Below are 16,198 nucleotides of genomic sequence, written 5' to 3'. Positions count from 1 at the left end.
TCCCATAAATGACACGGCGCGGGTGAGGCTATGTGCGGGCCGCTTCTTGCAGCGCCGCCAGGACCGGACGGATCAGGGGGTGCTCCTCCGCACCGCGCCGCACCGCCGCGAAGACCCGCCGCGTGGGAGCCACTCCGTCCACGGGGCGCACGACCACGCCCGTCAGGTCCATTCCGCGCAGGGCCGATCGCGGCACCAGGGCCACGCCCGCGTCGGCGGAGGCGAGGGTCACCACGGCGCGGAAGTCGTCCGAGGAGTGTTCGAGACGGGGCTGGAAGCCGGCGCCCTCGCAGGCCAGCACCACCACTTCGTGGCAGGGGTTGCCGGGGTAGGGGCCGATCCACGGATCCTTGGCCAGCTCGGCCAGCGGGACCTCGGCGGCGTCGGCCAGCCGATGGCTCACCGGGACGACCGCGTCGAAGGGCTCGGCGTACAACGGCACGTGGATCAGGCGCGGATCGTCGGCCGGCGGAGCCCCCCGGTACTCGACGGCGACCGCGACGTCGACCTGGCGGTCCAGGACCATCGGCAGGCTGGCGTCGCCCTCCGCGTCCTGGACTCGGATGCGGATGCCCGGCGCCGTTTCGGCGAGGCGGGCGATCGCGGGGGCCACGACCTGGGCGATGCCGGTCGCGAACGAGGCGACGGTGACCGTGCCGGCCGCGCCGGAGCCATACGCGGCGAGCTCCGCCTCGGCCCGCTCCAGCTGGGCGAGGACCGCGTTGGTGTGGCTGAGCAGGATCTCGCCGGCCGGGGTCAGCCGTACGCCCTTGGCGCCGCGCTCGACCAGGCGGTGGCCCGTCTCCTGCTCCAGGGCCGTCAGCTGCTGGGAGACGGCGGAGGGGGTGAGGTACAGCGCGGCGGCAGCCGCCGTCACGGTGCGGTGGTCGGCCACCGCACGGAGGATGTGCAACCGCCGCGCTTCGATCATGAGATCGATTGTCTCAAATGCCCCGTGTGCTGCGGCTCAGCCCTCCAGCTCCGCCCGCGCCCCGACGAAGGCGTCCACGGCGCGGTTCACGTCCTCGGTCGAATGCGCGGCGGACAGCTGCACGCGGATGCGCGCCCGGCCCTGCGGCACCACCGGGTACGAGAAGCCGATCACGTACACGCCCCGCTCCAGCAGCAGCTCCGCGAGGCGGCCCGCCTTCGTCGCGTCGCCGATCATCACGGGTGCGATGGCATGGTCACCGGGAAGGATGTCGAAGCCCTCCTCGGTCATCCGACGACGGAACAGCGCGGTGTTCTCGGCGAGCCGCACGCGCAGGTCGTCCGCCGACTCCAGCAGGTCGAGCACCTTCAGCGAGGCCGCGGCGATCACCGGGGCGAGGGTGTTCGAGAAGAGGTAGGGCCGTGAGCGCTGGCGCAGCAGGGCGACGATCTCGGCGCGGGCGGCCACATAGCCGCCGGAGGCGCCGCCGAGCGCCTTGCCGAGGGTGCCGGTGATGATGTCGACGCGGTCCATGACGCCGTGCAGCTCGGGGGTGCCGCGGCCGCCTGGGCCGACGAAGCCGACGGCGTGCGAGTCGTCGACCATGACCATGGCGTCGTAGCGGTCGGCGAGGTCGCAGATCTCGGCGAGCGGGGCCACGTAGCCGTCCATGGAGAAGACGCCGTCGGTGACGACGAGGCGGCGCCGGGCGTCGGAGGCGTCCTTCAACTGCCGTTCCAGATCCGCCAGATCGCGGTTGGCGTAGCGGAAGCGGCGAGCCTTGGACAGGCGGATGCCGTCGATGATCGACGCGTGGTTGAGGGCGTCGGAGATGACCGCGTCCTCGGGGCCGAGGAGTGTTTCGAAGACGCCGCCGTTGGCGTCGAAGCAGGAGGAGTACAGGATCGTGTCCTCCTGGCCGAGGAAGGCGGACAGCCGCGCCTCCAGCTCCTTGTGCACCTCCTGCGTGCCGCAGATGAAGCGGACGGAGGCCATGCCGTAGCCCCAGCGGTCCAGGGCCTCGTGGGCGGCGGCGACGACCTCGGGGTGGTCGGCGAGACCGAGGTAGTTGTTGGCGCAGAAGTTGAGGACCTCGCCGGGGCGGCCGCCCGCGGTGACGGCGACGGTCGCGGACTGCGGGGTGCCGATGACGCGCTCGGGCTTGTGCAGTCCGGCGGCGCGGATCTCGTCGAGGGTGGCGCGCAGGTCGTCGCGCACGGAGTCGAACATCATCAATCCCTTGTGGAGGTCAGAGGGTCCAGTCGAGGATGACCTTGCCGCCGCGGCCGCTCGCCGCGTCGGCGAACGCCGCCTCGAAGTCGCGGTATCCGTACCGGCCGGTGATCACGGGCGACAGGTCGAGGCCGCCTTCCAGCAGCACCGACATCGCGTACCAGGTCTCGAACATCTCGCGGCCGTAGATGCCCTTGATGGTGATCATCGAGGTGACGATCCGGGCCCAGTCGACCGGGAACTCCTGGGCGGGCAGGCCGAGCATGGCGATCCGGCCGCCGTGCGTCATGTTGGCGATCATGTCGCGCATGGCCTCGGGGCGGCCGGACATCTCCAGGCCGATGTCGAAGCCCTCCCGCAGCCCCAACTCCCGCTGCCCGTCGGCGATTTCGGCCTTCGACACATTCAGCGCGAGACTCACGCCGATCTTGCGGGCCAGCTCCAGCCGCTCCTCGCTGACGTCGGTGACGACGACGTTGCGGGCGCCGGCGTGCCGGGCGACGGCGGCGGCCATGAGGCCGATCGGCCCGGCGCCGGTGACCAGGACGTCCTCGCCGACCAGCGGGAAGGAGAGCGCTGTGTGCACGGCGTTCCCGAACGGGTCGAAGATCGCCGCGACATCGAGGTCCACGGGACTGCGGTGCACCCACACATTGGCGGCGGGCAGGGCGACGTACTCAGCGAAGGCGCCGTCCCGTCCCACTCCGAGCCCGACCGTGGCCCGGCACAGGTGCCGCCTCCCGGCAAGGCAGTTGCGGCACTTGCCGCACACCAGATGGCCCTCGCCGCTGACCCGGTCGCCGACGGAGATGTCCGCGACATCGCGCCCGGTCTCCACGACCTCGCCGACGAACTCGTGCCCGACGACGAGCGGGGTGCGGATCGACTGCTGCGCCCAGCCGTCCCAGGCCCGGATGTGCAGGTCGGTGCCGCAGATGCCGGTGCGCAGCACCTTGATCAGCACGTCGCCGGGTCCGACGGCGGGCTCCGGGACGTCCGCGAGCCACAGCCCGGGCTCCGCCTTCTCCTTGACCAGCGCCTTCAACGCTACGGCTCCTGTGCGTGAGGTCCCGGCTGCGGGCACGCCGAGCGCGCCCGCAGCCGGGGAGGGGGGTGGAATCACCCAGCAATCTGCCGTACGGCACCGCCCGGGGTCCATCGAGGATTTCTTAAGCCGCGCCGCAGCTCCGCTTCACACCGGCCATCGCTCGCTCGAAGCGGTCGGCCGGTGGCGGGTACTGCGGCAGATTTTGGGCCCCCTGGCCGTCGCCCCGCTGCTGCACCACGGTTACCAGCAGGCCCTGCTTGCCTGCCGCCCGTGATCGTCGCCGCGGCGGCGGCCGCCGTGCTGCGGATCGGCTTCCCGCACCACATGGTCGTAGTACGACACACAGCACCGCAGCAGCAGCGACAATCGGCGGGGAACACCCGGTCCCCAGCGGCCGGCCCCGATACGTTCGCCCCGCACTCGGCCAACTGACGTGGAGCCGCTCATGAACACCGCACGGGACCTCGCGATCGTCGCCCTGGACGTGGCGCCCAGCCGTCCGGTGGAGCAGGGTGACCTGTCGCTCGCACTCGCCGCAGCCGAGGTGCTCGACCTCATCGAGGCGCTGGCGCTCACGCTGGACGACGACCGCATCCTGCCCAGCGCCCAGTCGCCCACGGGCGACCGCCTGTTGGACGAGGCCGCCGCTTCGCTCGTACGGCAGGAGCCTTACGAGTCGGTCGAGGACTGGCTGTGGCGGCGGGGCCGCGGACTGTCCTCGGCCTATGTCGACGATCTTGAGCGGACGGGGGTGACGGCCCGGGCACGCGGCCGCCGCATCCCTCTGCGCACCGCGCGGACCGAGCTGGTCGACTCTCCGGCCCGGCGGCGGGCTGAGGAGCGCTGGGCGGCGGGCGAACCGGTCCTCGCCGCCCTGGCCGCTACCGCCGGGATCCACGACGCCCCGGCCGAGGAGGCTGCGGACCTGGCCGGTGAGGCGCTCACGACCGTGCTGGCCGCCGTGGGCGAAGCCGTGATGGAACTGGAGGCCGTACGCCAGCGCCGGCAGATCGAGGATGCCGCGTTCGACAACGTCTGGCGCGGATACTAGACGACGGTGGCCCCGAGCAGGGCCCGGCAGTTGTCCCACAGCGGCTCAGCCGGCGGGGCGCTGTTGTAGAGCTTGGTGCACATCACCTGGCCGTCGAGCTGGGCCTCCACCGCCCGGGCCGGCTCCCGCGTGTCGGTCACGGTGGCCTCTCCGCGCTCCCGGGCCTCGGCGATCACCGCTTCGCCCATGTCGACCTGCGCGTGGAAGATCTCCCGCAGTCGCCCGCGGACGGCCTAGGTCTGGTTGCTCAGCCCGGGGTGAGATTCCCGAACAGACAGCCTGAGACGGTGCCGCAGCCCTGCTGACCGGCGCGCCGGCCAGCCTCCGTCCCTTCCAAGAGCGTGCGCAGCCGGTGCCGCGGCTGCGTCGCCGCCCAGGACGCGGGCCCGGTCGCGCTGCTGGGCGGCCCAGTGCTCGTCGACGACGGTGAGCGCCCCCCGGGCACGAGCGAGCGGCACCGAGGATCTTCTGCCTGGCGTCACTGGTACGTCCCACGAGGCGCGTGTACGTGAGTGCAGGACCGGTCGGCTGGCGGGCGGCGGTTCCCCGTCAGAGCAGCGGGAGCCCGTCCGCCTCCCTGCGCTCCAGTCGGGCCACCAGATCCGCCGCCGACGACTTGATGGTCTCCAGGCCGGGCTTCCCCCAGGGCCGCGGCTCGATGTCGACGACGCACACGGTGCCGAGCGCCATCCCCGTGCTGTCGATCAGCGGCGCGCCCAGATAGGAGCGGATGCCGAACTCGTCGACGACGGGATTGCCCGCGAACCGCGGGTAGTCGCAGACGTCCTCCAGGACCAGGGCCTTGCGCCGCACGACCACATGCGGGCAGAAGCCGTGGTCGCGGGCCAGCTCACGGCCCAGGACCGGTGTGGTGCCGTCGGCCTTCACCACGGGTCGCGCCACGTTCGAAAGGTGCAGGCCCGCGAAGAACTGCCGGTTCTCGTCGATGAAGTTGACCATGGCGTACGGCGCCCCGGTGAGCTCGGCGAGGTGGTCCGCGTAGGCGTCGAGGGCGGGGTCGGGGTGTTCTCCCAGGCCCATCCGGCTCAGGCGCCGGGCCCGGGCGGGGGCCTCCTTGTCCTCGGGGGTGAGCAGCAGACGACCGGCCGGGCGCGACGGGTCGTACGTCATGGGCGGGCTCCGTCACTGTGGACGCAGGGCATATACGGGCTCCGTGGCGGTGTGCGGGGATCACATGTGGGCGCCGTGGCTCGGCGCGTGTGCCGGGGCATGGGCGATGAGGTGCCGGACGAGGGTGAGCAGGGTCTGGACTCCGGAACTGGAGATCCGGGCGTCGCAGGGCACGACGGGAATCTCCGGGGGCAGGTCTATGGCGGCACGAACCTCCTCGGGGTCGTAGCGGTGGGAGCCGTCGAACTCGTTGATCGCGACGATGAAGCCGAGGCCACGCTGCTCGAAGAAGTCCACCGCGGCGAAGCACTCGTCCAGGCGCCGGGTGTCGGCGAGGATCACCGCGCCGAGCGCGCCCTCGGAGAGTTCGTCCCACATGAACCAGAACCGCTCCTGCCCGGGTGTGCCGAACAGATACAGCACGTGTTCCGGGTCGAGGGTGATGCGGCCGAAGTCCATGGCCACCGTCGTCTCGACCTTGTTCTCGATCCCTTCAAGGCTGTCGGTCGCGGCGCTGACCGTGGTGAGCAGTTCCTCCGTGCTGAGCGGCGCGATCTCGCTGACCGCGCCCACGAAGGTCGTCTTGCCTACTCCGAACCCGCCCGCCACCAGGATCTTGAGTGCGGTGGGGAAGGGATCAGAGCTGTCGTCGTAGTCCATCGAGCACTGCCTCCAGAAGGGCCCGGTCAGTCGGGTTGTGGTGGAACTCGGGGGGCTTCGTGGTGAGCGCCCCGCAGTCGACGAGGTCCGACAGGAGCACCTTGGTGACCACCGCCGGCAACTTCAGCTGGGCGGCCACCTCGGCGATCGACACGGGCGCGCGGCACAGGTCGAGCGCCTGCGCGTGCTCGGGACCGAGATAGCCGAGAGGGGTGGCCCCCGTGGCCATCACGTGCGACAGGAGGTCGAGCGCGATGGTGGGCCGGGTGCGGCCGTTGCTGACCGTGAAGGGGCGGACCAGCCGACCGGCCGCGTCGTCGAGCCATGGCCCGTCGCCGACCGTCGCCACGCTCAAGGCCTCATCGCCGTGGGTTCGACGGAGTACTGGCGGGGCGCGGTGACCAGGTAGGGACGGACGCTCTTGACCAGCATCGCCATCTCGTAGCCGAGGACCGCCGCGTCGGCCTCGCGGCCTGCCAGCACGGCGAGACAGGTGCCCGAGCCGGCGGTGGTCACGAACAGCAGGGTCGAGTTGAGTTCGACGACGACCTGGCGGACGTCTCCGCCTTCGCCGAAGCGGACTCCGGCGCTGCGGCCGAGGGAGTAGAGGCCGGAGGCCAGCGCGGCCATGTGGTCGGCGCTGTCCGGGTCGAGGCCGTGGACCGACTTCACGAGCCCGTCGCAGGACAGGAGCACCGCACTGGTTGTGTGGGGTACGCGCTGCACGAGGCCGCTCATCAGCCAGTCGAGATCGGATACATGGCCGGTCGGCGCATCGCTCGCCATGGTGGATCGACTCCTTGGGGTACGAAGGTCTGCGGGAGCGGTGGGGGTGGGGACGGGGGTGGAAGGGAGGGTGGTCATCCGGCTGGTGCGCTCCCGTCGTGCCGGGTGGGATGGTCGGTGCCGCGCGCGGACGCGGGGCGCGCCTCGGCTATGTGGGCCGGGTCCATGTGCGGTACGTCGATGGAGAGCGACCGGGAGGTGGAGGTGATGTCCGTGTGGCGAGCGTCCGGGGGCGAGGTCGGGAGCATGGGTGAGGGCTCTGTGTGAGCGGGGTCCATGAGGGGACGCAGGTCAATGAGCGGCGCCTGTTCCATGGGCTCCGGCTCCAGGTGCGCCGAGTCCGTCGTGTGTTCCGGCTCCCTGTACGCCGACGCTGTGTGCACCGCCACCGTGTCCTCCGACGCTGTGTACATCGCCCCCGTGTGCTCCGTCTCCAGGTTCTGCTGGGCCTCTGCCAGGCCGATGCCACGCTGGAAGGCCGCCATCAGACCCGGGTCGTGGCCGCCGAGGTACTCGCTGTCCTGGCGTGGTGCCGGGCCGTCGCGCAGTTGGGGCACGATGTGTTCCTGGGCACGGCGACGGGGCAGTTGGGGCTTGCCCATGGTGCCGCGGACGGTGCCGGTGCGGGGCGTGGGCGGCGCGGCCGCGTTGTCCGCGACAAGACGCCGGTCCTCCGGCCTGATGCCGGGCACGGCCTCCGAAGGGTTGACCCGCTCCTGGTGGGCGCCGCGCATGGGAAGCGGTGCCGGTCCGGCGCTTCCCGACGTATTGCCGTTCGGTGCGGGAGCCGCGGGGCGCGTGGCCTCACCGTGCGGACGGCGCGGCGCGGGTGGCTCGGACGGGACGCGCGGTGTGGCGACCTCGGGTGCGGGCGGCGCCTGGAGGTGGGGTTGCGGGGATCGCGGCGGCACGGGCGAACCAGCCGCGCCCATCACCCCCGGGACACCCTCCGGCTGGGGCGCGACTGCGGGAACTCCCGGTTTCGAGCCCAGCAGCCCCTGCGGTACGACGAGTACGGCCTGCACCCCGCCGTAGATGTTGGTCTGCAGGCGGACGTTGATGCCGTGCCGCCGGGCGAGCTGGGAGACGACGAACAGTCCGATGCGGCCGTCCGCGAGCAGGCTGGCGACATTGACCTGGTCGGGGTCGTCGAGCAGGGCGTTCATCTTCTTCTGTTCGGCGACCGGCATGCCCAGCCCGCGGTCCTCCACCTCGACGGCGAGTCCCGAGGTGACGAGGTTGGCGCGCAGCAGAACCTGAGTGTGCGGGGCGCTGAACACCGTGGCGTTCTCGACGAGTTCGGCCAGCAGGTGGATGACGTCGGCGACGGCGTGGCCGCGCAGGGTGCCGTCGATCGGGGGCACCAGTTTGACCCGGGAGTACTGCTCGACCTCGGCGATGGCGGAGCGCAGCACCTCGGTCATGGAGACGGGGTGGCTCCACTGCCGGCGGGAGACGGCGCCGCCGAGGACGGCGAGGTTCTCGGCGTGGCGGCGGATCCGGGTGGCGAGGTGGTCGACGTGGAAGAGGCCCTTCAGCAGATCGGGGTCCTCGATCTCGTTCTCCAGCTCGTCGAGGATCGAGATCTCCCGGTGCACCAGGGACTGGAGCCGCCGCGCGAGGTTCACGAACACCTCGAGCTTCTGTTCGCTGCCCGCCTGGCTGGAGAGCTGGGCGGCCTGCACGACGGCGGCGACGGCGCCGTCGTGCGCTCGGGTCAGATCGGCGGCGAGCAGTTCGAAGTCGTCGGCGCCGTCGGGCGGACCGCTGCGCGGCCTGCGCCGGGGCGGGGCCTCGCCGTGGCGCAGTGAATCGACCAGGGCGCGCAGATCGGCCTCACCGCGGGCGCTGCTGCGGCGCAGGGCGCCGATGCGGTCGCTCACGGACTTGGCGGCTCGGTCGGCGGCCACGGTGGCGATCAGGATGCCCGCGAGGGTCACCGAGGCGGCGCCGGCGAGCACGCCCCACAGCGTGAGGCCGGGCCGTGCTCCGGTGGAGCGCACGGTGAACAGGACCGCCGCTGCGGCGCTGAGGGCGACCGCGATCGGCGGAAGCACGGCGAGCCGCATCAGCTGGGGCCGAATGCGGGTCTCGGGCAGCGAAGGAACGGGACGGGCGACCGGCCGTCCGTGCCGCCCGCCCTCGCGGCGGTCTGCGCGTGCGGCCGGTGCGCGAAGGTGAGACATCGGTGTCCTCGTCGTACTGGTTCCGTCGGTGCCTGGGGCGCGGGCTGCGCGGTTCGGGCACGCATCGCCCGATGGACACTCACAGTAGTCGTCAACCCAACATGTGCGGTGGGCAGTTGACAAAGTCCCACGCAAAGCGTCCCGCTCTGGTATGAGGCTTCGTACGACAGACCGATAAATCCAGCGGGCGGGCGATCTCGGCGGGCAAAGGATCGATCAGAGCTGGTCAGAAGCGGTCACGGAGAAACGGTGAGGGCCGGGGAGCGATTGCTCCCCGGCCCTCACCGAGTTCCCTTTTCTGCTGCGCCGTCGCTCCGCCGGGGCCATTTCAAGACACTCCCGCATCCCCGGAATTCACCCCCGAACGTTACACAGAGTATCGATCAGCCCTTCGGCTGGGTGAAGCGGATGCTGTTGCCGAAGGGGTCGCGGAGACCGCAGTCGATTCCGTACGGGCGCTCCGTGGGCTCCTCGGTGAACTCGACACCCTTGGCCTTCAGGGTCTCGTACGTCTTGCGGCAGTCGTCGGTACTGAAGATGAGGAACCCGCCTGTCGCGCCCTTGGTCAGCAGGTCTCGGACCTGTTCCGCGGTTTCCTCGGACAGCCGCGGCGGGCCGGGCCGCTCCAGCAGGACCTCGCGGTCCGGCCGGCCGGGAACGTTGACCGTGAGCCAGCGCATGAAACCGAGGTCGGCGTCGGTGTTGACCTCCAGGCCGAGTTTGCCGACGTAGAAGTCGAGCGCCTCGTCCTGGTCGAGGACGTAGATCTGTGAGTGCGTGATTGCTGTGAACATGTGCATCACGCTACGAGCCCGGCACCACGAAAACTTATCCAAAACTGCTCAGCCGGCCGAAGACCGAGCAGACTCTCAGGCGCTCGGCCGCATCCACGCCATCGTGAAACAGGTGGGGACGTCCAGGGCGACGGCCTGCTTGCGGTACTCCCTCGGCGACCGGCCGACGACGTCGCGGAACGTGCGGCTGAAGGTGCCCGGGCTGCCGAATCCGACCTCGAAGCAGATGTCCGTGATGCTGCGGTCTGTCTCCCTCAGCAGGAACATGGCGCGCTCGACGCGTCGGCGCTGCAGATAGCGGTGGGGCGTCTCGCCGAACGTGGCCCGGAAGGTGCGCGCGAAGTGGGCCGGGGACACTTGGGCGATCCGCGCCAGGGCCGGCACGTCCAGCGGCTGCGCGTAGGCGCGGTCCATCGCGTCCCGGGCCCTGAGCATGCGGCGGTTGGTCTCTTCGGCGGCGCGGCTCACGCCGCCATCACACCATGGTTCTCGACTGCCTCTCCTCCGGTGCCGGCAGCCCGGGACTAGCCTCAAGGCCGTGAAGTTTGCGGCTGGGTTTCGTTGTCAAGGGCCTGCGGGCGCGAGGATTTCGATGCCGGTGGTGGCTTTGTAGCTGGTGCGGTCGATGCGAGGGCCGCGTGCCTGGTACTTGGAGATGGCGCGTTTGACGATGCGGGGGCTGACCCGCAGTCGCCGTGCGGGCAGCAGTGCGGCCAGAACGTGTCGGCCGATCGTGCCGGCCAGGTCGATGACGGTGCCGGCAATGACGCCCGCGGCCAGGATGAGCTGGTCGCGGGCGGCTTGGAAAGCGATGCTGAAGCCGGCCCGGTCGGGGTCGGTGCCCGGTCGGGTGCTGGTGGCGTCGGCCATGGCGGTGCGCAGCAGCTGGTAGACCACGAGAAGTGCGTACATCTCCTGGGTGACGCCTTCGGCGGTGCGGGCCCGCAGGACTCGGCCGCCCAGGATGGTCGACTTCAGCTCCAGGTAAGCGGTTTCGATCTCCCAGCGCTGGTGATACAAGGTGGCGAGTCCGGCTGCCGGGTGGCGGTGGTGGTCGAGCAGGGTGGTGGCGAGCCGGTAGAGGCCGGTGTGCTTCCCGGCGGTGGTGGTGATGGTGATCTCGCAGTCGATGACGCGGACCGGCACCGGGCCGAGGGTGGAGAGGTAGGAGCCGTCCCGGTAACGGGTCAGGACCGGCATCCTGCGGCCGTTCTTCAACCGGACCAGGACCTCGGCTTTGGTGGCCGCAATACCGGCCACCAGTTTCTGGGCGGCGAAGTTGCGGTCGGCCAGCAGGATCATCCCTGGCCGGAGGCTGGACAGCAGGCGCGGGGCGTAGGTGGTCTCGCCCGAGGTCGTCGGACCGAACACAGCGTCGATGAGGGTACGGGTGCCGCAGGCGACCAGCGCCAGCAGGCGGACCTGCGGGTAGCCGGTCCCGCCATGGTTGCCCGCCTGCTTGGTGAACCCGGTCAGGACGGCAGGGGTGTCGGGAACCGTCACCGTGGTGCCGTCCAGTGCGACCACCAGCAGCCCGCGCCAGCGGGCCCCGGGGCCGTGCGTGGTCGGGGCCGGTCCGCGCAGCAGGTCGAACAGCCACCGCACCGGCTTGCTGCCGACACGGCGGCGGGCCTGGGCCAGCGCGCTCGCCGAGGGCACGGCGAGCGGCAGGCCGGCCAGTGCGCCGGTGAGCTTGCGCCACACTCCGGGGTATCCCACCTCCGGGAACAGGCACGCGGCCAGGATCAGGTAGATCACGACCCGGGAGGGCAGGTCCCGCAGCCGCGACTGCACCGTCCTGGTCGCCATCAGCGCCTCGTCGACCATCTCGAAGGGCACAAGCTGGGTGAGCTCGCCGAGATGACCTGGCGCGAAGCGCCCTTCGGCCACCCGGACGGCACGGGTGATGGCAGACTGTCCGGACAGCGGAGCCTCCGGTCTTTGTGAACGGCTTGTCTTGGTCGACTGCCAGTTCTACCGGGGCTCCGCTCCTCACGTCCGGCGAATCCACAGCTCAAAGACCCCTGGACAACCCCACCGGACCCATAACTTCACGGCCTTGGGACTAGCCTGGCGACAAGGCGTGGCCGCCGCTCGACGGCCCTCGCGGAAGGAGCGGTCATGGATCATGGACGCGATGAGGTTCGCGTGGCCCGTCCCGGTGACCGAAGGCCCGGACCGGGCACTGAGGGGATGGACCGGCAGGAGGCGTTCGCCACCGAGGGAATGTGGTCGGGATTCGTCCGCACGGAACCCGGGGCGGTCTCCGGCTGGCACCATCACGGCGACCACGAGTCGGTGATCTACGTCGTCACCGGGGCCCTCAGGATGGAGTTCGGCCCGGACGGCTCGCGCACGGTCGACGCCGGTCCCGGGGACTTCCTCCACGTGCCGAAGGGCGCCGTGCACCGGGAGAGCAACCCCTCCGCGGAGCCCGCCGACATCATCGTCACCAGGGCCGGGACCGGACAGTCCACGTTCAACGTCGACGGACCCGCACCGAACTGACACGCAGCTCTCACTACCCCGAGACGGCGCGTCGCCGTGCAGCGCGCCAGGGCGGGAACGCAGACCGCTCCCCCGGCGCATCGGAGCGACTCACCACCCGCCCGGGCGCCGGTCTGAGCGGTGCCCGCCCTGACGAGGTCAGCCCGCCGACACGGTCTCGGGCTCGCCCGTACCCTCTGCCGACTTCCCCTGCCCCTTCCCCTGCCCGCTGCCGTCCGCGGCTGTCTGAGCGCGCTCGGCGGAGGCGACGGCCGTCTTTGTCGCCGCCTCCGTCAGGCCGCTGGCGGCCGGCCAGCCGCCGGCCGGGGCCTGTGCCACGGCGCGCCACCACGGCTCGGACGGGACGGTCTCCGCGGTGGGCTCGAAGGGCTCGCCGGGGCGGGGCAGAGCAGCGCGGGAGCCGGTGGCGTGTGCGGCCGCGACCGTGCCCTCGCCGGGCTCGGCCCAGGGGTGCGTCGCCAGGTTGAAGGTGGCCCAGTGGATCGGCATCATCACGCCGTGCGGCTCACCGCCCTGGAGGTCGAGGTGGGCGCGCAGGCCCTCTTCCGGCGTCATGTGGATGTCGGGCCAGAAGTCGGAGTACGCACCGATCTGGATCATCGTGGCGTCGAACGGCCCGTGCTCGGCACCGATGTCCTTGAAGCCGTCGAAGTAGCCGGTGTCACCGCTGTGGAAGATCCGGTGCTCGGCGCCGGCGACGGACCAGGAGGCCCACAGGGTGTGCTGGGTGTTGCGCAGGCCGCGGCCGCAGAAGTGGCGGGCCGGGGTGGCCGTCAGGGTGAGGCCGCCGACCTTGGTCGCCTCGTGCCAGTCCAGCTCGCGCACGCGGTCGGCCGAGACACCCCAGTACTCGAGGTGGGCGCCGACGCCGAGGGGCACGGCGAACAGCGTGTCCATGCCGGCCAGAGCCTTGATGGTGGGCAGGTCCAGGTGGTCGTAATGGTCGTGCGAGATGACGACCACGTCGACCGGACCGAGCGCGGCGAGCGGCAGCGGCACCGGGTGCAGCCGCTTGGGCCCGACGAAGGAGAACGGGGAGCAGCGCTCGCCCCACACGGGATCGAAGAGCACCCGCTGACCGTCGATCTCGGCGAGCACACTGGAGTGCCCCATCCAGGTCAGCCGCAGTCCGGTGGCCGGCGGCTTCGTGATGTCGGCGAGCGTGGTGGGGTGCACCGGCACGGTGCCCCTGGGGGCGCGCCGGGGCCGCTCGTCCTTGTCGAAGAAGACCTTCGCCAAGTCGACCGTCGAACCGGAGGGCCGCGTCCGGGCGGTGCCTCCGGGATTCTGGAAGACCCCGTCCTTGAAGTGGGGCGATCTGCGGATGCGCGCAAGGCGCTCACCGCTCGGGTCCGCGCCGAAGGCCGCGGGCTGCAGCGCGCGGAGCCCGGAGCTCAGGGAACGGAAACCGGACACGGTACCTCCAGGTGGAGTGGGTGAGGCATTCCATTATGGTCGGCGCCTCCGACAACACCTGTGCCGTCCGGGCTCGGCGGCCACTTTCCAAGGAAAGCCCAAAGATGCGGCAACCAAGGCCTCTACGAAGTAGAGGTCCTCTTGCCGCTCTCCCGGCTCACCCCGCACACCGCCGTGCCCACCTCCCGCAGGAACCGGGCCCACCGCTTGGTGAACCGCGGACCGTCGGTGTCCATTCCCTTCTCGATGCGCACCGAAGGCTGCTGATGATCCGTTCAGCACGTTGACAGGGTGTGCCCCCGCTTCCGATACTGAATTGCCATTCAGTACGATTCAGTAATCGTCAGTCGGTGAGCAACCCCCGCGGCCTGATGGAGGCACCATGTCCGCCCTTCTCACCGATCTGACGCCACGAGCGACGAGCAGCACGGCATCATGGAGCTGACGTGCGTGTTCGCACGCGAGGAGGTCCGCCCACGCGGTCCCGGCCTCCGAGTGACCGGCTTCGGCACCCCCGGGCTACACACTTCCCGCCGCGATCGGCGCCAAGGTCGCGCGCCCCGGCCGACAACTGCGGGCGCTCAGCGGCGACGGCGGGCTGCGGTTCACGGCGCAGGAACCGGCCACCGCGATACAGCTCCGACTCTCCTTGCCCATAGTGGTGTTCGACAACGGCGAGTACGGCGAGTACGGCGAGTACGGCGAGTACGGCGAGTACGGCGAGTACGGCGAGTACGGCGAGTACGGCGAGATCCGCGACGAGATGAGATGAGAGCAGTCGTGGACACCCCCACCGCGATGGACCTCCCGCCGGTCGACCTGACGGCCCTGGCCCGCGCCTACGGCGGCCGCACGCGCGCGTGCGGCGCCGAGGAATTCCGCCGCGCACTCACCGAGGCCCTCGACACCCCCGGACCCACCCTGGTCACCATCCGCGAGGAGATCGCATGACCGCCCCCCTGATGTCGCTCACCTGGACCGATCACCTCACCGGCCGCCAGGGATTCCTGGTCGTCGACCGGCTGGTGCGCGGCGTCTCCAGCGGCGGGCTGCGCATGCGCGAGGGCTGCACCCTGGACGAGGTCACCGGGCTCGCCCGCGGCATGACCATGAAGGAGGCGCTGCATTACAACCCGGAGGGCCGCTACGTCCCCCTCGGAGGCGCCAAGGGTGGCATCGACTGTGATCCCCAGGACCCGGGGGCGTACGCGCTGCTGGTGCGCTACCTGCGCGCCATGAAGCCGTACATCGAGAGCTTCTGGACCACCGGAGAGGACCTCGGCCTCACCCAGGACCTGGTGGACCGGGCGGCCGTGGAGGCGGGTCTGGTGTCGTCCATCCAGGCCATGTATCCGCTGTTGGACGACGAGGCGAAGGCGCGGCGGCGGCTCGCGGACGCGTTCGCGGTCGAGGTGGACGGCATCGGCCTGGACGAGTTGGCCGGCGGCTGCGGGGTCGCCGAGTCGGCGCTGGCGGCCCTGGACCGGGCGGGCGTGCCGTATACGCGGACGCGGGTCGCCGTGCAGGGCCTGGGCACGATGGGCGGGGCCACGGCACGCTTCCTCGCGCGCGCGGGGCTCACCGTCGTGGCCGTCGCCGACATCAAGGGCACGATCGCCAACCCGGCGGGCCTCGACATCGAGGCGCTGCTCACCGCGCGGGACGCGTACGGCACCGTGGACCGCACGGTCCTGCGCCCCGACGACCGCGAACTGCCCGGCGACGCCTGGCTGTCGGCCGAGGTGGAGGTGCTCGTGCCGGCGGCGGTGTCGTACGCGATCGATGTCGCCAACCAGGAGCAGATCAGAGCCCGTTGGATCGTCGAGGCGGCCAACATGCCCGTCCTGCCCGAGGCGGAGGAGCTGCTGGCCGCGCGCGGGGTGACCGTGCTGCCCGACGTGGTCGTCAACTCCGGTACGAACGCCTGGTGGTGGTGGACCCTGTTCGGCGACATCGGCCCGGACGCGGAGGAGGCGTTCGCTCACACCCGCCGCTCGATGCGCGCCCTGATCGAGCAGATGCTGGCCCGCGCGGAGGCCGACGGAACGACCCCGCGCGCGGCAGCGCACGCCATCGTCGCGGACCGACTGCCGGTGATCGCGGAACGGTTCGGCTGGTACCGATGACGGCGGCCCGCCAACCGCGGTCCCCGGCCCTCTTCGGCCCCCGCCCTGTCAGACCCCGGCTGTGGAAGGCCTTCCACCGGGAGGAAAGGCCGCTGGCCGGTGAAGGACTCCGGCAGTGAGTGCGCCCGCTGCCCGCCGGCCCGAACCAACCCACGGCTTCATGGCCGACGAACGGCGCACCGCCCTGAGCGGATGCGGGATGCGGGATGCGGGATGCGGGATGCGGGATGCGGGATGCGGGATGCGGGATGCGGGATGCGGGATGCGGGATGCGGGGAGTATGACGCGGCGATCGCGTGGCCTGATCCGTACCCGGCCGAACTCGCCA

19 protein-coding genes and 1 pseudogene are annotated in these 16,198 nt (G+C 71.1%); 6 read left to right on the top strand and 14 right to left on the bottom strand.

Features of this window, described 5'->3' with window-relative positions:
- Positions 1 to 28: 28 nt before the first annotated feature.
- Genes OOK07_RS37650 through tdh form a run of 3 tightly spaced genes read right to left on the bottom strand, consistent with a single transcriptional unit; the run spans position 29 to position 3,209 of the window.
- Positions 29 to 931, bottom strand: a complete 903-nt coding sequence (locus OOK07_RS37650; protein WP_266800940.1) for a LysR family transcriptional regulator — start codon at positions 929 to 931, stop codon at positions 29 to 31.
- A 36-nt stretch (positions 932 to 967) separates the two neighbouring features.
- Positions 968 to 2,161: a glycine C-acetyltransferase gene (gene kbl / locus OOK07_RS37645; protein WP_266802205.1), complete on the bottom strand. Its 1,194-nt coding sequence runs from the start codon at positions 2,159 to 2,161 to the stop codon at positions 968 to 970.
- A 19-nt stretch (positions 2,162 to 2,180) separates the two neighbouring features.
- Positions 2,181 to 3,209 (bottom strand): L-threonine 3-dehydrogenase, zinc-binding type, encoded by a 1,029-nt coding sequence (tdh, locus tag OOK07_RS37640; RefSeq protein WP_266800938.1) that lies wholly within the window; start codon positions 3,207 to 3,209, stop codon positions 2,181 to 2,183.
- 448 nt (positions 3,210 to 3,657) lie between these two features.
- On the opposite strand from tdh, the gene OOK07_RS37635 reads away from it, so the two are divergent.
- Positions 3,658 to 4,263, top strand: coding sequence for a GOLPH3/VPS74 family protein (locus tag OOK07_RS37635; RefSeq protein WP_266800937.1), 606 nt, complete (start codon positions 3,658 to 3,660; stop codon positions 4,261 to 4,263).
- Here the strand turns inward: OOK07_RS37635 and OOK07_RS43850 are convergent.
- The 9 genes from OOK07_RS43850 to OOK07_RS37590 all read right to left on the bottom strand — a co-directional run bounded on the left by OOK07_RS43850 (position 4,260) and on the right by OOK07_RS37590 (position 11,710).
- On the bottom strand, positions 4,260 to 4,451 hold the full coding sequence (locus OOK07_RS43850) for a hypothetical protein (protein WP_524540330.1): 192 nt from the start codon (positions 4,449 to 4,451) through the stop codon (positions 4,260 to 4,262). The genes OOK07_RS37635 and OOK07_RS43850 overlap by 4 nt on opposite strands.
- Before the next feature lie 361 nt (positions 4,452 to 4,812).
- Positions 4,813 to 5,394 (bottom strand): GAF domain-containing protein, encoded by a 582-nt coding sequence (locus tag OOK07_RS37625; RefSeq protein ID WP_266800935.1) that lies wholly within the window; start codon positions 5,392 to 5,394, stop codon positions 4,813 to 4,815.
- Positions 5,395 to 5,454: 60 nt separating this feature from the next.
- Complete coding sequence (locus OOK07_RS37620; protein WP_266686659.1) at positions 5,455 to 6,054, bottom strand: GTP-binding protein; 600 nt, start codon at positions 6,052 to 6,054, stop codon at positions 5,455 to 5,457.
- Positions 6,032 to 6,403, bottom strand: a complete 372-nt coding sequence (locus tag OOK07_RS37615) for a DUF742 domain-containing protein (protein WP_266686658.1) — start codon at positions 6,401 to 6,403, stop codon at positions 6,032 to 6,034. The genes OOK07_RS37620 and OOK07_RS37615 overlap by 23 nt, the downstream gene beginning before the upstream one ends.
- A 2-nt stretch (positions 6,404 to 6,405) precedes the next feature.
- Positions 6,406 to 6,840, bottom strand: a complete 435-nt coding sequence (locus tag OOK07_RS37610; protein ID WP_266686657.1) for a roadblock/LC7 domain-containing protein — start codon at positions 6,838 to 6,840, stop codon at positions 6,406 to 6,408.
- Positions 6,841 to 6,914: 74 nt separating this feature from the next.
- Positions 6,915 to 9,026 (bottom strand): ATP-binding protein, encoded by a 2,112-nt coding sequence (locus OOK07_RS37605; protein ID WP_266800933.1) that lies wholly within the window; start codon positions 9,024 to 9,026, stop codon positions 6,915 to 6,917.
- A gap of 383 nt (positions 9,027 to 9,409) precedes the next feature.
- Entirely contained in the window at positions 9,410 to 9,820 is a 411-nt protein-coding gene (locus OOK07_RS37600; protein WP_266529600.1) for a VOC family protein, read from the bottom strand.
- A 75-nt stretch (positions 9,821 to 9,895) separates the two neighbouring features.
- Complete coding sequence (locus OOK07_RS37595; RefSeq protein ID WP_266800931.1) at positions 9,896 to 10,288, bottom strand: helix-turn-helix domain-containing protein; 393 nt, start codon at positions 10,286 to 10,288, stop codon at positions 9,896 to 9,898.
- Positions 10,289 to 10,384: 96 nt separating this feature from the next.
- On the bottom strand, positions 10,385 to 11,710 hold the full coding sequence (locus OOK07_RS37590) for an IS4 family transposase (protein ID WP_266800929.1): 1,326 nt from the start codon (positions 11,708 to 11,710) through the stop codon (positions 10,385 to 10,387).
- 303 nt (positions 11,711 to 12,013) lie between these two features.
- Here OOK07_RS37590 and OOK07_RS37585 point away from each other — a divergent pair, with 303 nt between their 5' ends.
- Positions 12,014 to 12,328, top strand: coding sequence for a cupin domain-containing protein (locus OOK07_RS37585; RefSeq protein WP_266686653.1), 315 nt, complete (start codon positions 12,014 to 12,016; stop codon positions 12,326 to 12,328).
- A 138-nt stretch (positions 12,329 to 12,466) separates the two neighbouring features.
- Here OOK07_RS37585 and OOK07_RS37580 read toward each other — a convergent pair whose 3' ends face one another.
- Together OOK07_RS37580 and OOK07_RS37575 are read right to left on the bottom strand one after the other, a co-directional pair.
- Entirely contained in the window at positions 12,467 to 13,744 is a 1,278-nt protein-coding gene (locus tag OOK07_RS37580; protein WP_266800927.1) for an MBL fold metallo-hydrolase, read from the bottom strand.
- A gap of 122 nt (positions 13,745 to 13,866) precedes the next feature.
- Positions 13,867 to 13,998, bottom strand: a complete 132-nt coding sequence (locus OOK07_RS37575; protein WP_266686651.1) for a hypothetical protein — start codon at positions 13,996 to 13,998, stop codon at positions 13,867 to 13,869.
- 284 nt (positions 13,999 to 14,282) lie between these two features.
- Here OOK07_RS37575 and OOK07_RS37570 point away from each other — a divergent pair.
- From OOK07_RS37570 to OOK07_RS37555, 4 genes and pseudogenes are all read left to right on the top strand, one after another.
- Positions 14,283 to 14,384: pseudogene (locus OOK07_RS37570) on the top strand (thiamine pyrophosphate-dependent enzyme); the annotation flags it as partial.
- Positions 14,385 to 14,393: 9 nt separating this feature from the next.
- Positions 14,394 to 14,516 carry a hypothetical protein gene (locus OOK07_RS37565; RefSeq protein ID WP_266800926.1) on the top strand — a complete coding sequence of 41 codons (123 nt, stop codon included), beginning with the start codon at positions 14,394 to 14,396 and terminating at the stop codon, positions 14,514 to 14,516.
- Positions 14,513 to 14,695 (top strand): thiamine pyrophosphate-dependent enzyme, encoded by a 183-nt coding sequence (locus OOK07_RS37560; protein WP_266800925.1) that lies wholly within the window; start codon positions 14,513 to 14,515, stop codon positions 14,693 to 14,695. Before OOK07_RS37565 ends, OOK07_RS37560 begins: the two co-directional genes overlap by 4 nt.
- Positions 14,692 to 15,870: a glutamate dehydrogenase gene (locus OOK07_RS37555; protein WP_266800924.1), complete on the top strand. Its 1,179-nt coding sequence runs from the start codon at positions 14,692 to 14,694 to the stop codon at positions 15,868 to 15,870. Before OOK07_RS37560 ends, OOK07_RS37555 begins: the two co-directional genes overlap by 4 nt.
- Positions 15,871 to 16,198: the final 328 nt, after the last annotated feature.

Source organism: Streptomyces sp. NBC_00078 (assembly GCF_026343335.1).
GTDB lineage: Bacteria > Actinomycetota > Actinomycetes > Streptomycetales > Streptomycetaceae > Streptomyces.
This window is presented reverse-complemented; position numbering and strand designations above follow the sequence as displayed.

Bases quoted from the DNA above. Each gene is read 5' to 3' on its own strand.
- OOK07_RS37650 (WP_266800940.1), bottom strand. From the start codon at position 931: ATGATCGAAGCGCGGCGGTTGCACATCCTCCGTGCGGTGGCCGACCAC.
- kbl (WP_266802205.1), bottom strand. From the start codon at position 2,161: ATGTTCGACTCCGTGCGCGACGACCTGCGCGCCACCCTCGACGAGATC.
- OOK07_RS37635 (WP_266800937.1), top strand. From the start codon at position 3,658: ATGAACACCGCACGGGACCTCGCGATCGTCGCCCTGGACGTGGCGCCC.
- OOK07_RS43850 (WP_524540330.1), bottom strand. From the start codon at position 4,451: ATGGGCGAAGCGGTGATCGCCGAGGCCCGGGAGCGCGGAGAGGCCACC.
- OOK07_RS37625 (WP_266800935.1), bottom strand. From the start codon at position 5,394: ATGACGTACGACCCGTCGCGCCCGGCCGGTCGTCTGCTGCTCACCCCC.
- OOK07_RS37620 (WP_266686659.1), bottom strand. From the start codon at position 6,054: ATGGACTACGACGACAGCTCTGATCCCTTCCCCACCGCACTCAAGATC.
- OOK07_RS37610 (WP_266686657.1), bottom strand. From the start codon at position 6,840: ATGGCGAGCGATGCGCCGACCGGCCATGTATCCGATCTCGACTGGCTG.
- OOK07_RS37605 (WP_266800933.1), bottom strand. From the start codon at position 9,026: ATGTCTCACCTTCGCGCACCGGCCGCACGCGCAGACCGCCGCGAGGGC.
- OOK07_RS37600 (WP_266529600.1), bottom strand. From the start codon at position 9,820: ATGTTCACAGCAATCACGCACTCACAGATCTACGTCCTCGACCAGGAC.
- OOK07_RS37585 (WP_266686653.1), top strand. From the start codon at position 12,014: ATGGACCGGCAGGAGGCGTTCGCCACCGAGGGAATGTGGTCGGGATTC.
- OOK07_RS37560 (WP_266800925.1), top strand. From the start codon at position 14,513: ATGAGAGCAGTCGTGGACACCCCCACCGCGATGGACCTCCCGCCGGTC.
- OOK07_RS37555 (WP_266800924.1), top strand. From the start codon at position 14,692: ATGACCGCCCCCCTGATGTCGCTCACCTGGACCGATCACCTCACCGGC.